18 protein-coding genes are annotated in these 18,230 nt (G+C 69.2%); 7 read left to right on the top strand and 11 right to left on the bottom strand.

Going from position 1 to position 18,230, the window contains the following annotated elements; translation table 11 throughout:
* Nucleotides 1-119: 119 nt before the first annotated feature.
* The 3 genes from ACLJO0_RS09395 to ACLJO0_RS09385 all read right to left on the bottom strand — a co-directional run bounded on the left by ACLJO0_RS09395 (nt 120) and on the right by ACLJO0_RS09385 (nt 2,617).
* Nucleotides 120-716 (bottom strand): response regulator transcription factor, encoded by a 597-nt coding sequence (locus tag ACLJO0_RS09395; RefSeq protein WP_003073605.1) that lies wholly within the window; start codon nt 714-716, stop codon nt 120-122.
* A gap of 140 nt (nt 717-856) precedes the next feature.
* Complete coding sequence (locus ACLJO0_RS09390) at nt 857-1,693, bottom strand: hypothetical protein (RefSeq protein ID WP_410577569.1); 837 nt, start codon at nt 1,691-1,693, stop codon at nt 857-859.
* Nucleotides 1,694-1,702: 9 nt separating this feature from the next.
* A complete protein-coding gene (locus ACLJO0_RS09385) occupies nt 1,703-2,617 on the bottom strand; it encodes a MerR family transcriptional regulator (protein ID WP_410578213.1) in 915 nt (304 codons plus the stop codon).
* Between the two features lie 230 nt (nt 2,618-2,847).
* Between ACLJO0_RS09385 and ACLJO0_RS09380 the strand changes: the two genes are divergently transcribed.
* A complete protein-coding gene (locus ACLJO0_RS09380; RefSeq protein WP_007031108.1) occupies nt 2,848-3,168 on the top strand; it encodes a WhiB family transcriptional regulator in 321 nt (106 codons plus the stop codon).
* Nucleotides 3,169-3,395: 227 nt separating this feature from the next.
* Here the strand turns inward: ACLJO0_RS09380 and groL are convergent, their stop codons facing one another.
* The 3 genes from groL to ACLJO0_RS09365 form a co-directional block, all read right to left on the bottom strand.
* Entirely contained in the window at nt 3,396-5,009 is a 1,614-nt protein-coding gene (gene groL, locus ACLJO0_RS09375; RefSeq protein WP_410577566.1) for a chaperonin GroEL, read from the bottom strand.
* Nucleotides 5,010-5,109: 100 nt separating this feature from the next.
* A complete protein-coding gene (groES, locus tag ACLJO0_RS09370; RefSeq protein WP_007031106.1) occupies nt 5,110-5,403 on the bottom strand; it encodes a co-chaperone GroES in 294 nt (97 codons plus the stop codon).
* 206 nt (nt 5,404-5,609) lie between these two features.
* Entirely contained in the window at nt 5,610-6,272 is a 663-nt protein-coding gene (locus ACLJO0_RS09365; RefSeq protein ID WP_410577564.1) for an HAD family hydrolase, read from the bottom strand.
* Between the two features lie 140 nt (nt 6,273-6,412).
* Here ACLJO0_RS09365 and ACLJO0_RS09360 point away from each other — a divergent pair, with 140 nt between their 5' ends.
* The gene (locus tag ACLJO0_RS09360; RefSeq protein ID WP_410577562.1) at nt 6,413-8,308 is read left to right on the top strand and encodes an N-acetylmuramoyl-L-alanine amidase; all 1,896 of its coding nucleotides are present in this window, start codon (nt 6,413-6,415) and stop codon (nt 8,306-8,308) included.
* Between the two features lie 51 nt (nt 8,309-8,359).
* On the opposite strand, the gene ACLJO0_RS09355 is transcribed toward ACLJO0_RS09360, so the two are convergent.
* Nucleotides 8,360-9,748 (bottom strand): glycosyltransferase, encoded by a 1,389-nt coding sequence (locus tag ACLJO0_RS09355; protein ID WP_410577560.1) that lies wholly within the window; start codon nt 9,746-9,748, stop codon nt 8,360-8,362.
* Nucleotides 9,748-10,251: an exosortase P gene (xrtP, locus tag ACLJO0_RS09350; RefSeq protein WP_410577558.1), complete on the bottom strand. Its 504-nt coding sequence runs from the start codon at nt 10,249-10,251 to the stop codon at nt 9,748-9,750. Before xrtP ends, ACLJO0_RS09355 begins: the two co-directional genes overlap by 1 nt.
* A 428-nt stretch (nt 10,252-10,679) precedes the next feature.
* Here xrtP and ACLJO0_RS09345 point away from each other — a divergent pair, with 428 nt between their 5' ends.
* From ACLJO0_RS09345 to wecB, 3 genes are all read left to right on the top strand, one after another.
* Complete coding sequence (locus ACLJO0_RS09345; RefSeq protein ID WP_410577557.1) at nt 10,680-11,456, top strand: choice-of-anchor P family protein; 777 nt, start codon at nt 10,680-10,682, stop codon at nt 11,454-11,456.
* 21 nt (nt 11,457-11,477) lie between these two features.
* On the top strand, nt 11,478-11,657 hold the full coding sequence (locus tag ACLJO0_RS09340; RefSeq protein WP_007031099.1) for an LPXTG cell wall anchor domain-containing protein: 180 nt from the start codon (nt 11,478-11,480) through the stop codon (nt 11,655-11,657).
* A 104-nt stretch (nt 11,658-11,761) separates the two neighbouring features.
* On the top strand, nt 11,762-12,913 hold the full coding sequence (wecB, locus tag ACLJO0_RS09335) for a non-hydrolyzing UDP-N-acetylglucosamine 2-epimerase (RefSeq protein WP_410578211.1): 1,152 nt from the start codon (nt 11,762-11,764) through the stop codon (nt 12,911-12,913).
* Here wecB and tsaD read toward each other — a convergent pair.
* Genes tsaD through tsaB form a run of 3 tightly spaced genes read right to left on the bottom strand, consistent with a single transcriptional unit; the run spans nt 12,910 to nt 15,085 of the window.
* Nucleotides 12,910-13,956 carry a tRNA (adenosine(37)-N6)-threonylcarbamoyltransferase complex transferase subunit TsaD gene (gene tsaD, locus ACLJO0_RS09330; RefSeq protein WP_410577555.1) on the bottom strand — a complete coding sequence of 349 codons (1,047 nt, stop codon included), beginning with the start codon at nt 13,954-13,956 and terminating at the stop codon, nt 12,910-12,912. The two genes, wecB and tsaD, sit on opposite strands and share 4 nt — an antisense overlap.
* Nucleotides 13,956-14,435, bottom strand: a complete 480-nt coding sequence (gene rimI / locus ACLJO0_RS09325; RefSeq protein WP_125788862.1) for a ribosomal protein S18-alanine N-acetyltransferase — start codon at nt 14,433-14,435, stop codon at nt 13,956-13,958. The genes tsaD and rimI overlap by 1 nt, the downstream gene beginning before the upstream one ends.
* Complete coding sequence (gene tsaB, locus ACLJO0_RS09320) at nt 14,432-15,085, bottom strand: tRNA (adenosine(37)-N6)-threonylcarbamoyltransferase complex dimerization subunit type 1 TsaB (RefSeq protein WP_125790036.1); 654 nt, start codon at nt 15,083-15,085, stop codon at nt 14,432-14,434. Before tsaB ends, rimI begins: the two co-directional genes overlap by 4 nt.
* Nucleotides 15,086-15,416: 331 nt before the next feature.
* Here tsaB and ACLJO0_RS09315 point away from each other — a divergent pair, with 331 nt between their 5' ends.
* Together ACLJO0_RS09315 and ACLJO0_RS09310 are read left to right on the top strand one after the other, a co-directional pair.
* Nucleotides 15,417-16,838, top strand: a complete 1,422-nt coding sequence (locus ACLJO0_RS09315) for an acyl-CoA synthetase (protein ID WP_410577552.1) — start codon at nt 15,417-15,419, stop codon at nt 16,836-16,838.
* Complete coding sequence (locus ACLJO0_RS09310; protein WP_410577550.1) at nt 16,835-18,163, top strand: carboxyl transferase domain-containing protein; 1,329 nt, start codon at nt 16,835-16,837, stop codon at nt 18,161-18,163. The genes ACLJO0_RS09315 and ACLJO0_RS09310 overlap by 4 nt, the downstream gene beginning before the upstream one ends.
* Nucleotides 18,164-18,230: the final 67 nt, after the last annotated feature.

Here is an 18,230-nt window from a genome sequence, read left to right as displayed (position 1 = left end):
CGAGCGGTAAGGATAAATGCGCGAAGCGTGACGGGGAACACAGGTACGGGCCAGGGGTACACCCCCGGCCCGTTCGTCACCCGTTGTGCAATCTCAGCAATGAAATCAAGAAAGCGTTGTCAGGAAACAAGTCCACGGCGGAATCCGTGGGCGACCGCCTGTGCGCGGTCCCGAACGCCGAGCTTGCGGAACAAGCGGCGCGCGTGGGTCTTCACGGTGTCTTCGGACAGGTACAGCTCGCGGCCGATCTGTCCGTTGCTCTTGCCCTGGCTCATCCCACGAAGCACCTGAAGCTCGCGCTCGGTGAGCTGAACACCGGGGTCGGACGGCTGACGCGGCGCCGGCACCGAGGTGCTGGCGAGCGTGTGGGCCAGTGCGGCGACCAGCTCGGGACGCGAGGCGTCCCAGCGCAGGTAGCCGCGGGCACCGCCGGCGATGGCGGCGGCGATACTGCCCGCGTCGTCCGGGGCGCCGAATACGATCACATTCGCTTGGGGGTTCGCTGAGACGAGCCGCCGGGTGGCTTCGACGCCAGTCGGGACAGCGCGCTGGGTTCCGACCAGCACGACGTCGACCGGCTGACGGGAGTACCGGGCCAGCAGCTCGTCACCGTGCGCTACGCAGTCGATGCGACTGACCCCTGGGACCGCGGACATCACTCGAGTGAGCCCTTCGCGGACACTGCGTCGGTCGTCGCAGATCAAGACCGTCGTCACGGGGTTTCCTTCCTGCAGCCGGGTGACATTCCACTTCCCCTATCGGACGCTTTAGCCCGAACCTTGACACGATCCGGTGGCTTTTTTTGAAAGTTCTTAGCCCGGTTGCCGGAATGGGCCCTCCAACAGGCTAGACGCCCTCAGCTCGGGACCCACGGAGATTCCCGTGCGAGCCGCCTCCCGCAAGGATCTGCGTGCCGTAACACTGCGTGCAACAGTTCGGCCCCTCTGAATCGATACTCATCGGCGTGTCCTGCCGAGAAGTCGGCCGACACCAGGCACGCCACCCACAGAAGTGAATTGAATTCGTATTTCTCGGCGGTTTCGCGAGCGCTCTCGACCAGCGCTTTCGCGCGGTCCCGCTCAGCGGAACCGGCATTCACGATCGTCACCCCGAGTACAAGCTGTGATTTGACGACGTGCCGGGACGCGCCCCGCGCCCGCGCCGTTTCCAGCGCCATTTCCGCAGGTGCGATCCCCGCCTGGGAAATGTTACTCGCCAGTTCGATTTCCGCGCCCACCCAACCGGCCCTGGTCCGGGTCCGCCAGTTGCCGGTGTGCACGCCCGCACGGGCCAGCAGCCGCCGGGCGGCGGTCAGCCTGCCGCGCCCGAGGTTGTCCGCCGCGAGACCGAGGAGCGCGTCCGCCCGCGCGCCCTCGGCGTCCAGACCGTCGGGGTCGGGTTCACCTCGTGGCTCCGAGATCACCAGCGCGAGCGCTTCACCGTCGAGGACGAGCGCCGCCGCGTGCCCGCCCAACTGCCGTCGATGCGACGCCAGCGTGCTCGCGGCCAGCGACGCGACCACCGGATCCTTGCCCGCGCGCAAACCGTTCAGCAGCGTGGCCGCCGCCGCGTACCGGCCGCGGGCACCGAGCCCGATCGCGGCCAGCAGCCGTCCACGAGGCGACGCGGGCACCGCGAAGGAGTTCGGCGGCACGCCGTCGCCGAACGCGGCGGACCGCAAGGACGCTTCCATGCGTCCTTTCTATCGCCTCGCACCGACAAGAACGTGCTCGATCCGGTCGGCGGCGGTCGTCAGTTCGCCGAGCAGTTCGATCTTGTCCGGGAGCGCGGCGGGATCCCAGCCAGGACCGCAGGCGAACATCCTGCTGCGCTGACGGCCGCGCGAGACCCTGGCGAACAGGCGCGGATCCGCGGTCGCACGCCGTCCCGACCACAGCACGACCGCGGCCGGGACACTGCGGCGGACCGTCACCGCGAGCACCTCCGCGGGCAGGGAGGCGCCGAACAGCTGGGCACCGATCCGGCGTCCCGCGAGCGCCGCGGCGAGCGCGTACATGGGCAGGTTGTCGCGCTCGTCCGGCACGCAGGTCAGCAGGACCGGCCGTTGGTTACGTGGCTCGCGCAGCACCGGCGTCGCGCGGACGAGGGCGGCGTACACGCACTCGGCGAGCAGGTACTCGACCTCCGCGCCGGCGCTGACACCGCGCCAGCGCGCGCCGAGCGCCGTCAGGACCGGGGACACGACGCCGGTCCAGGCGGGCAGCACACCGAGTTCGCGGATCGTGTCGGCGAGCATGCGCTGCACCGCGCCGAAGTCCATCGCGAGCGCGGCCGTGCTCAACCGCCTGGCGAGCCGGGACGGGACGTCGTGATCCTCGGCGGGCGGCGCGGCGGCCTGCTCCTCCACTTGGACCACGGCGGTCTCCGGAGGCTCCGTCGCCGTCCGGGGCATCTGCTCAAGCGCGTACTTCGCCGCTTCGGCCGTCGAGGCGCCGCGGAGCAACGCACGCTGCATCAGTTCGAGACGGCCGATGTCGGAGCTGCCGTAGCGACGGTGACGGCCGTTGGTGTGGCGACTCGGTCCTACGCCGTATCTGCGGTCCCAGGTGCGCAGGGTGGACGGTGCGACCCCGAGCCGGCGTGCGACCGAGGCCACCGGCAGGGTGGGTTCTTCACTGCTGATCCGAGATCCCACTCGACCCAATATCCAGGCAGGCAGAGACCGGGGCAACCGGAACGGAAAGTACCGCTCACACATCCGGGGGATGCCTAACGGCTGAATCGTCATGAATCGCTTGAACAAGTATTGGCGCGCTTCTAACGTTACCGCCGTTGCACCGAATGGAGTATCCGCAGCGCAGCAGAGCAGGTAAACGCTTCGACCGGATGACGGAGGCGGTCAGGATGGCGGACACACGCAGGCTCCCGGGGCCCAACGCGGATGTATGGGACTGGCAGCTCGAAGGGTCGTGCCGAGGCATGGACAGCGCGTCCTTCTTTCACCCTGACGGCGAGCGCGGGCCGGCCAGAGCCCGCCGCGAGGCGAGGGCCAAAGCCGTGTGCCTGGCCTGCCCGGTACTGGCCATGTGCCGGAACCACGCGCTCGCCGTGCACGAGCCGTATGGGATCTGGGGCGGGCTGTCGGAATCGGAACGCGAGCACATCATCAAGGCGGACAAGCGCACATTGAGCATGTCGAACGGCTGATCCGGCCGAGTCGGCGACGCGGAAGGGCGGCATCCGGGTGGGGTGCCGCCCTTCCGCGTCTCCGGCCACCGGAGCGCGGTTAGCCCGCGAAAGTCGCTCCGCCCGCGGTCACGCTCCCCTGCCGGCGGATCGCGATTAGCCCCCTAAAGTCGCTCCGGCGAGGGGGCCGGGACAGCAAAGCGGGGCGGCACTCCGGATGGAGTACCGCCCCGCTTCGAGGGGTGGAACTAGTGCGCGTGGCCGTGACCGGCCGCGGCGGGCTCCTCATCGACCGGCTTCTCGACGATGGAGCTCTCCGTCGTGAGCACGAGCCGGGCGATGGAAGCGGCGTTCGCCACCGCGGACCGGGTCACCTTGACCGGGTCGACGATGCCGGCGGCCAGCAGGTCGGTGAGCTCACCGGTGGCGGCGTTGAAGCCGTGTCCCCAGCTCTGCTCCTGGACCTTGTTCACGATGACCGCACCCTCGTGGCCCGCGTTGGTCGCGATCCAGAACAGCGGGGCGGACAGCGCGTCGCGGACGATGCGCACACCGGTCGCTTCGTCGCCCTCGAGGCCGAGGCCGCCGTCGAGCTCCTTGACCGCGTGCACGAGCGCCGAGCCACCGCCGGGCAGGATGCCCTCTTCGACGGCCGCCTTGGTCGAAGCCACGGCGTCCTCGATGCGGTGCTTCCGCTCGTTCAGCTCGGTCTCGGTGGCCGCGCCGACCTTGATCACCGCGACACCGCCGCCGAGCTTCGCCAGCCGCTCCTGCAGCTTTTCGCGGTCCCAGTCGGAGTCGGTGTTCTCGATCTCCTTGCGGATCTGCGAAACGCGCCCGGCGATGTCGTCCTTGGTGCCGGCACCGTCGACGAGCGTGGTGTCGTCCTTGGTGACGACGATCCGGCGGGCGTTGCCCAGCTGGGCGAGCGTGGTCTCGGACAGCTTGTGCCCGATCTCGGCCGAGATGACCTCGCCGCCGGTGACGACCGCGAGGTCGTCCAGGAACGCCTTGCGGCGGTCACCGAAGAACGGCGCCTTGACCGCGACGGCGGTGATCGTCTTGCGCAGCGAGTTCACCACGAGGGTCGACAGCGCTTCGCCGTCGACGTCCTCGGCGATGATCAGCAGCGGCTTCTTGGCCTCGACGACCTTCTCCAGCACCGGGAGCAGGTCGGCCAGCGCCGAGATCTTCTCGCGGACGATCAGGATGTAGGCGTCCTCGAGGATCGCCTTCTGCTCCTCCGGGTTGGTCGCGAAGTGCGCCGACAGGAAACCCTTGTCGAACTGCACACCCTCGGTGATCACGAGCTCGGTCGCCAGCGTGGACGACTCCTCGATCGTGATGACACCGTCTTCGCCGACCCGCTCGACGGCCTCGCCGAGCAGGGCGCCGATGGCCGCGTCACGCGAGGTGACGGTGCCGACCTGGGCGATGTTGTCGCGGCCCTTGACCGGGGTCGCCTTCTCCTTGAGCACCGCGATGACCTTCTCCGCGGCGGCCTCGATGCCGCGGCCGACCGCGGTCGGGTTGGCACCGGCGGCGACGTTGCGCAGGCCGACCTTCACCAGCGACTGCGCGAGCACGGTCGCGGTCGTGGTGCCGTCACCGGCGACGTCGTTGGTCTTGGTGGCGACGCTCTTGGCGAGCTGGGCGCCGAGGTTCTCGAACGGGTCGTCGAGCTCGATCTCGCGAGCGACGGTGACGCCGTCGAGGGTGATGGTCGGGCCACCGAACTTCTTGTCGAGTACGACGTGGCGACCGCGCGGGCCGAGGGTGACCTTGACCGCGTCGGCGAGCTTGTTCACCCCGCGCTCGAGCGCGCGACGAGCGTCCTCGTCGAAACTGATCTGCTTGGGCATGGCGTGTTCCGCTTACCTTCCAGTTCTAAAGCTCGGAAAACACGAACGCCCCGTTCCCCGGCAATGCGGGGCCCGGGGCGTCATGCGCTGAGAGCGGACGTCAGTTGATGACGGCCAGCACGTCGCGGGCGGAGAGGATCAAGTAGTCCTCACCGTTGTACTTCACTTCGGTGCCGCCGTACTTGGAGTAGATGACGACGTCGCCGACGGAAACGTCGAGCGGGACACGGTTGCCCTTGTCGTCGATGCGGCCCGGGCCAACGGCCAGAACCTTGCCCTCCTGGGGCTTCTCCTTGGCGGTGTCGGGGATGACGAGGCCGGAAGCGGTCGTCTCCTCGGCCTCACTCGTCTGGACAACGATCTTGTCCTCGAGCGGCTTGATGTTCACGCTCACCGGGTTGACCTCCACGGTCGTCGAAAGCGTTGGCAGGATGAGTTACGGCTCCTACCACCCCCGCCGTCGCGGGTGCCGGGGCGTGTTCGGGCCGTGCAATTAGCACTCTAGCCATGTGAGTGCCAGCTTCGCAAGGAGGGTCCTGTCACCTTGCTTCCGGGCTCCTGACCGGCCCTTTTGTTCCGCCCGGTACCACCGGATCGCGATTAGGGGGCTAAACGCAAGTCGGCCAGGTCCGTCACCAGGGCGTCCGGGCCGACAGCGGCGAGAGCCCTGCGCTTCGCCGGCGTCTTCGCGAGAGCGATCGAAGCGACGCCGGCGGCGCGAGCGGCCAGGATGTCCGCGGCCGAATCGCCGACCATGACGCACTGCCGAGGTGAAGTGCCGAGAGCCTTCACCGCGGCGTCGAGCAGCATCGGCTGCGGCTTCAACTGCGCGGGATCGCTCGTCATCCGCGCGCTGATCCGGCGAACCTGCTCGGCGAGTTCGTGCAGCGAGAGGAACGACCGGATCGCGTCGACGGAGTTGTTGCTGACGATCGTCACCGTGAACCCCTGCGCGACCCACTCGCGAAGGACTTCCGCGACGCCGGGCGCCGGCGATATCAGCGCGACGGCCTCCCCTTCCAAGCGGTTGAGCTGCCGCTCGACGACGTGCGCGGTGTTCGGACCGCACGAGGCCGCGTAGCGGAGCACGTCGAACGGATCGGCGGAGGCATTCACGTCCGCGGGCAGATCGGGTCCGACGAGACGCTTGAGCCTGTCCGCCACCTCGCTCGCCGGCAACCTGGCGAACACGTCGCACACCGGACCGTCGAAGTCGAGGAAGACGTGGTCCTTCTCCCGCAGAAGCTCCTGCACCCCAGTCATGCCCCCACCTTGCCACCGACCTGCGTTTAGCCCCCTAATCGCGATCCGGAGGGACCTTACGGACGAAGCCGGTTTCTGGTTAGGTTCCGACATTGGGGTCGGTCCTGTTCAGCAGACCTAGTCACTGGGGGTTTACGCCCATGCCGCGTCCCTTCCGTCCTGTCGCCCTCGAACCGCTCCGGCGCCGGTCCAAACGGACCGCCGGACTCGCGGTCCTCGCCCTCGCCGCCGGCCTTCTCGCCGCCGTCCCCGCCGAAGCCACCCCTGCCGATCAGCAGCGTCAGCGGGACTTCGCGGCCGCCGCGCAGGAGTTCGGCGTTCCCGAGAACGTCCTTCTCGGCGTCTCGTTCCTGGAGTCGCGCTGGGATTTCAACGCCGGCACTCCGAGCACGTCCGCCGGTTACGGCCCGATGCACCTGACCGATCTGCGCGAAGCGGGCACGGGCACGCATCACGACGAAGGCGAGGAGGATCCGCGCGGAGACGACGCCCGCCGCGCGAAACTCCCGGTGACACCGGCGCCGAAGCCTCCCCCACCCGGCCTCCAGACCATCGACGAAGCGGCCGCGCTGATCCGACAGGACGTCGCGACGCTGCGCACGAACACCACCCAGAACATCCGCGGTGGCGCCGCTCTGCTGGCGAAGTACCAGCGCGAAACGGGTGACTGGAAAGCTGCCGTCGCGCGCTACAGCGGCGCGAAGGACGCGGCGGGAGCGCAGTCCTTCGCCGACGAAGTCTTCGACACCATCTCCAAGGGCGTCAGCCGGACGACCGACGACGGTCAGAACGTCACCCTCGCCGCGACACCGACGAGCCCCGCGCGTGCCCAGGCCGAGAACCCGAAGACGGAGTGCCCTAAGACGGTCTCGTGCCTTTCGGTGCCGGCGCCGTACCAGGAGTTGCCGGACAACGACTACGGCAACCACGACAAGGCGGACCGGCCGAAGAGCCAGAAGGTCGAATACATCATCATCCACGACACCGAGGGCTATTGGGACACGGCGATGGACCTTGTCACCGACCCGACGTACGTGAGCTGGCACTACACGATCCGGTCGTCCGACGGCCAGATCGCGCAGCACGTGCCGACCAAGGACGTCGGCTGGCACGCGGGCAACTGGTACGTGAACGCGAAGTCCGTCGGCATCGAGCACGAGGGCTTCGCCGCGAAGGGCACTTGGTACACGGAGGCGATGTACCGCACCTCCGCGAAGCTCGTCGGCTACCTCGCGCGGAAGTACGACATCCCGCTCGACCGCGCGCACATCCTCGGCCACGACAACGTCCCGGGCACGATCCCCTCGACCATCAGGGGCATGCACTGGGATCCGGGCCCGTACTGGGACTGGGCGCACTACTTCGACCTGATGGGCGCGCCGCTGTCCGGCTTCGGCCGTCCCGGTTCGCCGCTGGTGACCATCACGCCGGACTTCGCCACGAACAAGCCTGCCTTCACCGGCTGCGAGACCGCCGGGAAGCCTTGCCCGGCAAGGGGTTCCGGTTCGGTCGTGCTGCGTAGCGAGCCGAACGACACGGCGCCGCTGCTCAAGGACATCGGCCTGCGCCCGGACGGTTCGGCGAGCACGATGGCCGTCTCCGACATCGGCAGCCGGGCGGAGACCGGCCAGCGGTACGTGGTCGCGGAGCGGCGTGACGGCTGGACTGCGATCTGGTACCTCGGCCAGAAGGGCTGGTTCCGCGACCAGCGCACGACGAGCCCGGCGTTCGGCCTGGTCGTCACGCCGAAGCCCGGACTGGCGACCGTGCCGGTCTTCGGGCGCGCGTATCCGGAGGCTGAGGCGTACCCGGCGAACGTGCCGGTGCAGCAGGTCGTCCCGCTGCCGTACACGTTCTCGGCCGGGCAGCGGTACTCGCTCGGGAACATGCTCGGCTCCGAGTACTACTCGGCGACGACGTTCGACCCGGCGAACCACGTGGTCGTCAAGGGCAAGACCAGGTACATCCAGATCCAGTTCGGACACCGGATCGCCTTCGTGAAGGCGGACGACGTCCGGATCCTCCCCGCCGCCTGACCTCCGCGCGGATCGCGTTCAGCCCGCTAAACGCGATCCGCGTGGAGCGGGTCAGGAGTCCAGAGCGACCTTCACCCCGGGGGCGTGCTCGGTGTTCCGCCGCGTCTTCGACCAGCCGTTGCGGCCGCGCACCAGCCGGAACAGCGCCCGCCACGACGTGATGTAGAACGTGTAGATGTACAGCGCGTAGGCGAAGCCCATCCCGAGCCCGCGCAGGAGATTGCGGCTCTTCAGGCATTTGAACTCGTAGATCGGGCCCCACACGATGAACGGCAACAGCCCGAACGAGCCGTAGATGGCGAACAGGATCCATGCGCCGTCGTCGGCGAACCACGTCCACATCTGCGCCGGATCCCCCGCCGTGGTGAACAGCAGCAGGATGAACGGGATCGGGTACAGCAGCGAGCCGAGCAGCTGCATCCACGGCTGCGCGAGGTAGTACATCATCTCCGCCGCGCCCAGCGTGCTCACATGCGGCGAATCCCAGATCCGCCGGAGATACCGCGAGCACTGCATCGTGCCCTGGCCCCAGCGCGTGCGCTGCACCAGGAATCGCCGCAGGCTGTACAGGCCTTCCTGCTTCACATGGGAGTCCGGCGTGTACCCGGTCCGCCAGCCCGCGGTCAGCAGGTGCACGCCGAGTTCGAAGTCCTCCAGCAGCGAACCGCGCCACGGCTGCCCGTCCTCACCCGCGATCGAGTCCAATGCGGACAGTCGCGTGAACTGGCCGTTGCCGCCCATGGAGATCGTGCCGGTGAACCCGCGCGAGGTCTGGATCGCCGCGATGGCCGTGCGGAACTCGAGATCCTGCATCTGGGCGAGCTTCAGCCCGAAGGCGCGCGAGAACCAGTTCTTCCCCGGCGGGCGGGTGTCGGCGTTGCCCATCCAGACGTCGAGTTGCACCGCGCCGATCGTCTCGTCGCCGAAGAGATGGTCCGCGGCGCACACCTCGAGGCAGTTCTCCGCCGGACGGCCGTCGGCGTCGACGACCACGACGACGACGTCGTCACGGCTCGCGTCCGGGCCCATCCAGTCGTTGAGCGCCTGGTAGGCGGCGTTGAGCGCGTCCCCCTTGCCCGTCCTCGCCTCCGGACGGCGCCGGGGAACGAGGTGCAGGTAAGGGTCGTAGCCGCCGTTGCGCCGCCAGATCGACTTGACCACGCGGGCCGTGCGGTCCTCGGAGTCGTCGTCGACGACCCAGACGTGCGCGTGCCGGAACGTCGAACGCAGGTACCGCACCGTTTCGCGGATGACGGTCTGTTCGTCCCGGCACGGGACGAAGAAGTGCCAGGTGAAGTCGGCGGCGTCGCCGACGGGCGCGGGTTTGCGCCGCAGGTATGGCACGACGATCACGACCACGTACACGATGAACGCGACGCTCATGGTGAGCGCGAAAGCCTGCGTGATCGCGAGCAGGATCTTGATCGAGCCGCCGCCCATCAGGCGGCCCCGCGTTCGGCCCGCGGCTTGCGGGTGCTCAGCCAGACGAACAGCACGAGGGCGACCGCGCCGCCGATGACGCTGACCATCGAGCCGAGCAGAGTGTGACCCCAGTAATAGCCTTCGTCGATTCCCATCATGTGCACGAGCCCCACGATGGCCAAAACCCTCATCTGATTGACAAGAATGACGACGATCGCGGAAATCGCCAACGAAGAGAACAGTCTCTTCGCATTTTTGGGACGGAAATACAACATGACGGCGGTCACCAGCAACAGGGGTAGCAACATGAATGCCGAAGAGCATTCCGGCGTCATTCTTAACCCGAGTGGAGTATCGCCGGACAACCCAAAGTAGACAGTCTCGCGTTCACCGGCGACGAAGACACCCGATGTGGTGATAACCCTCAGTATCAGTCCGGAAAGCTGCACTTCGAACACCCGGTACAGGCGTTCGGCCAGCACCAGGCCGACCGCGACGGCGATCACCGCCAGCACCGCCATACGCAGCGGAAACCGGCTGGGACTCGGCAAAGGAGCGCTCGCAACGGCCACGGTGACCCTCTCAGGAAAGGCGCAGCAGACGACGGGATTCGGCGAAGCGGACAGGGACCTCGCCGACGAGAGTAAGTCAGCGAGAACCGGCCCTTCCGACGGGGGTTCACGTTTCGAACGTGATCATGAGGCCTTTCGGCACGATCGTGGAGAAACTGACTAGGCCGAAAGAGTGACACCTTCGGCGACCTGCGGAAAATCGTTCTCAAGACCACCCGATCCGGTGATCCTCGCAGTTTTTCGTTCAATTTGGGAAACACTCGGCGATAGACGATCCGCGAGCCGAGTCAGGCCAGTTGAGGATTCGTCCGCGACGGTTGTGCCCGAGTGCCGACCGCAGTTGAGAGAAACCCCCACGAATCAATTCGGAGGACCAGTTGAAGAACACGCACCTCTTGCGACGAGGCGGATTGCTCGCCGCTGTGGTGGCGAGCGTGGCTCTCGCCGGTGCGGCGCCCGCCTCGGCGGCCCCCGGTGACGGCTCCGCGTATGGCGTCAAGGTCGATGTGAAGCTCCTCGGCCTCGACGCGGTGAAGGCCGGGCCGCTCGCCGAGGCGAAGACCTCCGGGCCGACCGCCAACAGCCTCGCGAAGGCCAACCTCACCGGTGTGCTCACCGCGGGGGCCATCAACACCGAAGCCAAACGCGACGACAACTCCGGTGCGGTGACGGCCAAGGCCAGCACCGCCGATGTCGGCCTGCCGCTGCTCAAGGGCGCTCTCGGCGACGTCGGCATCAAGGTCGTCGAAGCGACCTGCACCGCGACCCAGAAGGGTGTGCAGGGTGCGACGAACCTGGTCGACGCGAAACTCGGCAGCGCGGGGGCGGTCGACTCCACGCCCGCTCCGAACACGCAGATCAAGGTCGGTCTCGGTACCGTCAACGTCGCGACGATCATCCTGAACGAGCAGATCAAGAACAGCGACGGCAGCCTCACGGTCAACGCCGTCCACGTGAAGCTGCTCGGCGATGCCCTCACCCCGCTCGGTTCCGGCGACGTGATCGTCTCGTCGGCCACCTGCGGTCCGGCAGGTCTGCCCGTGCCGCTCGCTTCGGGCGCGGGGCTGTGGATCGGTCTCGGCCTGCTCGGTGCCGTCGCCGTCCCGGTCGGTATCCGCGTCGTTCGCAACCGGCGTCCGGCGACCACCGCCTGACCAGGGTGAAGTGAGGTCGAAATGTACAAGTTGCCTGGCGCCGGAGTCGGCGTCGCCGGTGGCGGGGTGGGTGCCCTCGCCGCCACCGGGGCCGATGTCGGCTGGTGGCTGGCCGTCGGGGTGATCCTGCTGGTTCTCGGAACCATCGCGGTCATCGCCGGCTACCGCCGCACGAAACGGCTCGGTGAAATGGGGAGCTGACGCTTCCCGGACGGACCGGCCGCCGGCGTGTGCCCCTCGTGCGCCGGCGGCCACCACCCGCGTTTTGCGGGACAATCGAAATCGTGGATGAGGAGCGCGAACGCGTGGATGTGATGTTGCTGGCCGGGACGCGCCCGGAGGCGGTCAAGCTCGCGCCGCTGGCACTGGCTCTGGCGGAGCACCCACGGCTACGGCCCTTCGTCGTCCACAGTGGACAGCATCAGGGCATGGTCGAGCAGGCGCTGATCCCGTTCGGCCTGCCTGTCGACGCCTGGCTCGACATCCCGCCGCGCACCACCGGAACCCAGGCGGAACTCGTTTCCGGGGTGCTTCCCGCGCTCGACGAGCTGCTGCGGCGGGTCGCGCCCGCGGCGGTCGTCGTCCAGGGTGACACGACGACGGGACTGGCGGGCGCGCTCGCCGCGTTCTGGCTGGGCATCCCGGTCGTACACCTGGAAGCGGGGCTGCGCACGCACGACCTCGCCGCGCCGTTCCCCGAAGAGGGGACGCGGCAGATGATCTCGCGCATCGCCGCCCTGCACCTCGCGCCGACGCCGGGCGCCGCGGCCGCGCTGCGCACGGAAGGTGTTCCGCGCCAACGGATCGCCGTCACCGGCAACACCGTCGTCGACGCCGTGATCGCGATCGCCGGACGTGATCTCCCGGCTAGGGACACCGCACTCGCGTTGCTGGAGATGGAGATCGCCGAGGCGGGCGAACGCCTCGTCCTCGTGACGTCACACCGGCGCGAGTCCTGGGGCGAGCCGCTGAGCCGCACGCTCGCGGCCATCGAACTGATCGTCGCGGAGCACAGCGACGTCCAGGTGTTGTTCCCGGTGCACCCCAATCCGGACGTGCGGGAGCAGGTCGTGACCGCGCTCGGCGGGACACCGCGGGTGACGATCACCGAGCCGCTCGAGTACCCCGATCTCGTGCGCGCGCTGCGGCTCGCCGCGCTCGTCCTGACCGATTCCGGTGGTATCCAAGAGGAAGCACCGACCTTCGGCACGCCCGTCCTCGTGCTCCGAGACGTCACCGAAAGGCGCGAAGCCATCGAGGCGGGCTGCGCCTGGCTGGTCGGAACGGACACCGGCCTCATCGCCGACACCGCGGCGAAGATCCTGCGCGGCGATCTTCACCCGACGCACGCCGGAAACCCTTACGGGGACGGCAATGCCGCCGCGTTGTCGGTGGCAGCGCTGGAGGAGCTGCTCAACCTCGCCCCGGCGCCGCGCACCACCGCCGAATCGCGCTAGATCGAGACGATCTGGACCGGCAGTGCCGGATTGGCGGAGAAATCGAGCGAAGCCTGCGGCCGTCCGGCGGCGACCACGTGCGCTCCGAGCGCGGCGATCATCGCGCCGTTGTCCGTGCACAGCCGCGGCCGCGGGACGCGCAGGGTGATCCCGGCCTCGGCGCAGCGCTCGGCGGCGAGTTCGGACAGCCGTGAATTCGCCGCCACACCACCGGAAATCACCAGCGTGTCCACTCCGTGTTCCTTGGCCGCGCGGATCGCCTTCATGGTCAGAACGTCGGCGACGGCTTCCTGGAACGACGCGGCGACGTCGTCGACAGGGATCTCCTCGCCGCGGCGCTCGGCGCCTTCGACCCAGCGCGCGACCGCGGTTTTCAAGCCGGAGAAGGAGAAATCGAATTTGGCGTCACGCGGACCGGTCATCCCGCGGGGGAACGCGATGGCCGCGCCGTCGCCGTTCTTGGCGGCCTTGTCGATGGGCGGGCCGCCGGGGTACGGCAGGCCGAGGACACGGGCGACCTTGTCATAGGCCTCACCCGCCGCGTCGTCCACAGTGGACCCGAGTTCGGTGATCTCGGACGCGATGTCGTCCACCAGAAGCAATTGCGTATGCCCGCCGGAAACGAGCAGGGCGAGACAGCGGTCGGGCAGCGGCCCGTGCTGGAGCGTGTCGACGGCGATGTGCCCGGCCAGATGGTTGACGCCGTAGAGCGGGATGTCGAGCGCGGCGGCGTACGCCTTGGCCGCGGCGACGCCGACCAGGAGCGCGCCGGCGAGACCGGGTCCGGCGGTGACCGCGATGGCGTCCACATCGGACAGTTCCAGCCCGGCCTTGTCGAACGCGCGCTCGACCGTCGGGACCATCGCCTCCAGGTGCGCGCGGCTGGCGACCTCGGGCACGACGCCGCCGAAACGGGCGTGCTGGTCGACACTGGAGGCGACCTCGTCGGCGAGGAGTTCGACCGTGTCGTCGTCGTGCAGGCGGACGAGGCCGACGCCGGTCTCGTCGCATGAACTCTCGATGCCCATGATGATGCGCGGCATCAGCCCGCCACCTCGTCTCGGACCTGGGCCCGCGGGCGGGCCATCGTGTAGGCGTCGGCGCCGGAAGGCTGGTAGTAACGCTTCCGGAGGCCGATACGTTCGAAACCGTGCCGCTCGTAGAGCGTGATCGCCGCTTCGTTGTCGGTGCGGACCTCGAGGAACACCGGCGCGGCGAGCTCGTCCGCGCGGTCGAGGAGCGCCTTCAGCAGCGTGGTGCCGATACCTTTGCGCTGGTGATCGGGGTCTACGCCGATCGTGTGGATACTCGTCTCGTAGTCGCCGCGGCGGCCGACGACGGCGAGCCCGGCGTAACCGATGACCTCGTCGCTTTCATCCGGACGGGCGACGAGATAGTGGCCGCCGGCGTCCAGCTCGGCGTGGAAGGCGTAGGCGGTCCACGGCGAATCGCCAGGGAAGAGGATCTTCTCTATCTCGACACAGCGGGAGATATCCTTGCGGCGTAAGGGTTCCAGCCTCACGGCGTGGTCACCTTCTTGCGCGCGGCCGGTTCGACGGCGTCCGGGCGGCGGAGGTAGAGCGGGGTGAGCGGGGCGGGCTCGTGGTCGAAGTCGGCCGCCTTGACCAGTCCGATGGGTGACGGGAAGCGCGGCTCGATCGGCTGGACGCCGAGGGCGTCCGCGTAAAGAAGGGCGCCGTCCCCCGCCGCGACCTTGATGGTGGTCTCGAGTTCGGCCGGGCGCTGAACGTGTGGCCCGTCGGTACGGGAGCCGTCGGCCGCGTACGCGGCCCAGTAGACCTCGCGGCGCCTCGCGTCGGTGAGAACGAGGAAGGGCGCTTCTCCGGGGGCGACGTCGGCGGCGATCGCGTCGAGACTGCAAACCGGGTGGGCGGGGATGCCGAGGGCGTGGGCGAGCGACGCGGCGGTGGCCATTCCGGCGCGAAGGCCGGTGAAGGGGCCGGGGCCGACGCCGCAGACGATGGCGTCGAGGTCGCGAAGCGTGACGCCCGCGGCCTTGACGGCTTCGAGGACGTGGGGGGTGATCAGCTCGCCGTGCGCGCGCGGGTCGACCGTGACGCGGTCGCCGCGCGACTCGAGGGCGTCGCCGTCCAGGGCGACCAGGCCCGCGGTGACCGCCGGGGTCGAGGTGTCGATGGCCAGTACCAGCACGGTTACCCAGCCTACGACCAGCGCCCCGGAGCGCGTTTAGCGGGCTAAAGGCGCTCCGGCGGCGGGGCCGCTCCCCTGCCGCCGGATCGCGATTAGGGGGCTAAAGTCGCTCCGGCCTTCTGCCTGCCGGAGCGCGTTTAGCCCGCTAAACGCGACCCGCACGCTCCCCGCCCTCCGATCCCGGGGGCCGCCCGCCGGAGCGCGTTTAGCCCGCTAAACGCGATCCGGCGGCAGGGTGTGAAGCAGGTCGCAGGGGTGCGGGTGGGCAGCGCGGTACGGTCCTGCGAGGGCCGCGTGCCCCGGCCGGCGAAGTCGAGCAGGAGGTCACACGGTGCCCGATCGGTTGTTCCCCACGCTGGCGAGCGGCTCCGGCAAGGAGGCGCTCCGCTTCGGCGACACCTCCCTGACGTACACCGATCTCGCGGCCGTCGCCGGCACGCTCGCGCTCGACCTGCCGAGTGGCCGCGTCGCCGTCTGGGCGACACCGACGCTGCACACCAGCATCGCCGTGATCGCCGCACTGCTCGCCGGCGTCCCCGCCATCCCACTCAACCCGAAGATCGGCGAGCGCGAACTCGCGCACATCCTCGCCGACAGCGAGCCCGTCCTCGTACTCGCCGAACCGGGCGCCGACCTGCCCGCCGGCCTCGACGGTCTGCCGCGCCGCGACATCCCCCTCGAAGGCGCGCCTGTCGATCTCCCCGCGGAACCGGCCGAAGAAGCCCCGGCGCTCATCGTCTACACCTCGGGAACCACCGGCCCGCCCAAGGGCGTCGTCCTCCCCCGCCGCGCGATCTCGACCACCCTCGACGCGCTCGAGGACGCCTGGGAATGGACCGCCGACGACGTCCTGGTCCATGGCCTCCCGTTGTTCCACGTGCACGGCCTGATCCTCGGCATCCTCGGACCGCTCCGGCGCGGCGGCTCGGTCCGGCATCTCGGCCGGTTCTCCACCGAAGGCGTCGCACGCGAACTCGCCGCCGGGGCGACGATGATGTTCGGCGTCCCGACCATGTACCACCGCATCGCGGGCGAAGTCGGCGAAGACCCATCGCTCGCCGAGGCGCTGAGCAGCGCCCGGCTGCTCGTCTCCGGATCGGCCGCGTTGCCCGTCCATGACCACCAGCGGATCACCGCGGCGACCGGACAGCATGTGATCGAGCGCTACGGGATGACCGAGACTCTCATGAACACCAGCATCCGTGCCGACGGCGAGCACGTTCCCGGCACCGTCGGCGTCCCGCTGCGCGGCGTCGAGCTGCGGCTCGTCGACGAAGCGGGAAAGCCCGTCGAGGAGATCGAGACCGTCGGCGAGATCCAGGTCCGCGGGCCGAACCTGTTCACCGAATACCTCAACCGCCCCGACGCGACCGAAGCCGCCTTCGACGACGGCTGGTTCCGGACCGGCGACGTGGCGACCCGCGACTCGGCCGGATACGTGAAGATCGTCGGCCGGAAGGCGACGGATCTGATCAAGAGCGGCGGCTACAAGATCGGCGCGGGCGAGATCGAGAACGCGCTCATGGAGCATCCCGGTGTCGCGGAGGTCGCGGTGACCGGCGAGCCCGACGACGACCTCGGCGAGCGCATCGTGGCCTGGGTGGTGCCGGACGGTGAGCGCCCGACCGAGTCGGAACTCGCCGACCATGTCTCGCGCCTGTTGTCGCCGCATAAACGGCCTCGGGTCGTCCGGTATCTGGAAGCGTTGCCGCGCAACGACATGGGCAAGGTCATGAAGCGGGCGCTCGGATGAGCAGGCCGTCGGCGCGGTCCGTCGTCAAGGAGATCGCGACCGGTTTCGAGGATCTGGACGTTCCTCGTTCCGATGAGCCGGACGACGGGCCGATCGGCTGGCCGGGGTACCGCTCGGCACGCGAGGCCGCCGAGGAGCGGACCGGCGAGGACGAGTCCGTGCTCTGCGGGACCGCCCAGATCGGCGACGTCGAGGCGGTCGTGATCGCCTTCGAGTTCGACTTCCTGGGTGGGTCGATCGGTCAGCGGACCGGTGATCGCGTCGAGGCGGCGTTCGCGCGGGCCGTGGCGTCGCGGTTGCCGGTGGTGTCGTTGATCGCGACCGGCGGAAGCCGCATGCAGCAAGGCATGCGTGCGCTCACGCAGTTGCAGCGCATCGCGCGGGCGGCGGCAGGCGCCCGGTCGGTGCCACAGATTTCGGTGCTGCGTGATCCGACCACCGGCGGCGGCTGGGCGACACTCGGCGCGAGCGCCGACGTCGTTCTCGCGCTGCCCGAGGCCCAGGTCGGTTTCGCGGGCTCTCGAGTGCGGCCTGCCGGCGCGCCCGCTGAGGCGTACACAGCCGAAGCGAAGCTCGCGTGGGGCCAGGTTGACCGGATCGTGGCCCCCGCAGACCTTCCCGCGGTCCTTGAACGGTGGCTGCGCTTGCTGACATCGCCGACGCCGGAAGCCGCCGAGCCTCCCGACGCACTCGGAGTGACGGACTTGCCCGACAGCGGCTGGGCCGCGGTCCAGGCGGCGCGCTCCGCTGACCGACCGAGGGCCGCGGAGTACCTCGACGCGTACTTCGACTGGCGTGAGGACGTCTCGGGCGACAGGTGCGGCGGAGTCGACTCCGGCGTCCTGTGCGGCTTCGGCTGGCGAGACGGCCGCGCGATCGCGTACGCGGCACAGTGCGGGACGCCGACGCTGCCCCCGGGCTTCCGGACGGCGGCGCGTCTGGTGCGGCTCGCGTCGCGACTCGGGATCCCGGTCCTCACCCTCGTCGACACCCCGGGCGCGGCGAACGACGAGGCTGCCGAGCAGGCCGGGGCAGGCGCGGCGATCGCGGAGTTGTTCGAGGCGGTCGCGAGCGCGGCCGTGCCGATCACGACGCTGGTGATCGGGGAAGGCGGCTCCGGTGGCGCGCTCGCGTTCGCGGCGCCGGGGTCGACCTGGGTGACGCCCGACGCGTACTTCTCGGTCACCTCGCCGGAAGCGGCCGCGGCGATCCTCAAGCTGCCCGCCGACGAAGTCCCCGCTCTCGCGGATCGCCTGCGGTTACGCCCCCAAGACCTGGTCGACCTGGGAATCGCTCGCTCCGTCGTCGGCCCAAATCGCGATTAGGGGGCTAAACGCAGGTCGGCCCGCAGATCGCGGTTAGCCCGCGAAAGTCGCTCCGGCGGTCCCGGGG

The sequence above is a fragment of the Amycolatopsis sp. lyj-108 genome (assembly GCF_046549005.1).
Taxonomy (GTDB): Bacteria; Actinomycetota; Actinomycetes; order Mycobacteriales; family Pseudonocardiaceae; genus Amycolatopsis.
This window is presented reverse-complemented; position numbering and strand designations above follow the sequence as displayed.

Excerpts from the sequence above, each read along its gene's own strand:
- ACLJO0_RS09390 (WP_410577569.1), bottom strand. The coding sequence starts at position 1,693 with ATGGAAGCGTCCTTGCGGTCCGCCGCGTTCGGCGACGGCGTGCCGCCG.
- ACLJO0_RS09380 (WP_007031108.1), top strand. The coding sequence starts at position 2,848 with ATGACGGAGGCGGTCAGGATGGCGGACACACGCAGGCTCCCGGGGCCC.
- groL (WP_410577566.1), bottom strand. The coding sequence starts at position 5,009 with ATGCCCAAGCAGATCAGTTTCGACGAGGACGCTCGTCGCGCGCTCGAG.
- ACLJO0_RS09365 (WP_410577564.1), bottom strand. The coding sequence starts at position 6,272 with ATGACTGGGGTGCAGGAGCTTCTGCGGGAGAAGGACCACGTCTTCCTC.
- ACLJO0_RS09360 (WP_410577562.1), top strand. The coding sequence starts at position 6,413 with ATGCCGCGTCCCTTCCGTCCTGTCGCCCTCGAACCGCTCCGGCGCCGG.
- ACLJO0_RS09355 (WP_410577560.1), bottom strand. The coding sequence starts at position 9,748 with ATGGGCGGCGGCTCGATCAAGATCCTGCTCGCGATCACGCAGGCTTTC.
- xrtP (WP_410577558.1), bottom strand. The coding sequence starts at position 10,251 with ATGGCGGTGCTGGCGGTGATCGCCGTCGCGGTCGGCCTGGTGCTGGCC.
- ACLJO0_RS09340 (WP_007031099.1), top strand. The coding sequence starts at position 11,478 with ATGTACAAGTTGCCTGGCGCCGGAGTCGGCGTCGCCGGTGGCGGGGTG.
- tsaD (WP_410577555.1), bottom strand. The coding sequence starts at position 13,956 with ATGCCGCGCATCATCATGGGCATCGAGAGTTCATGCGACGAGACCGGC.
- ACLJO0_RS09310 (WP_410577550.1), top strand. The coding sequence starts at position 16,835 with ATGAGCAGGCCGTCGGCGCGGTCCGTCGTCAAGGAGATCGCGACCGGT.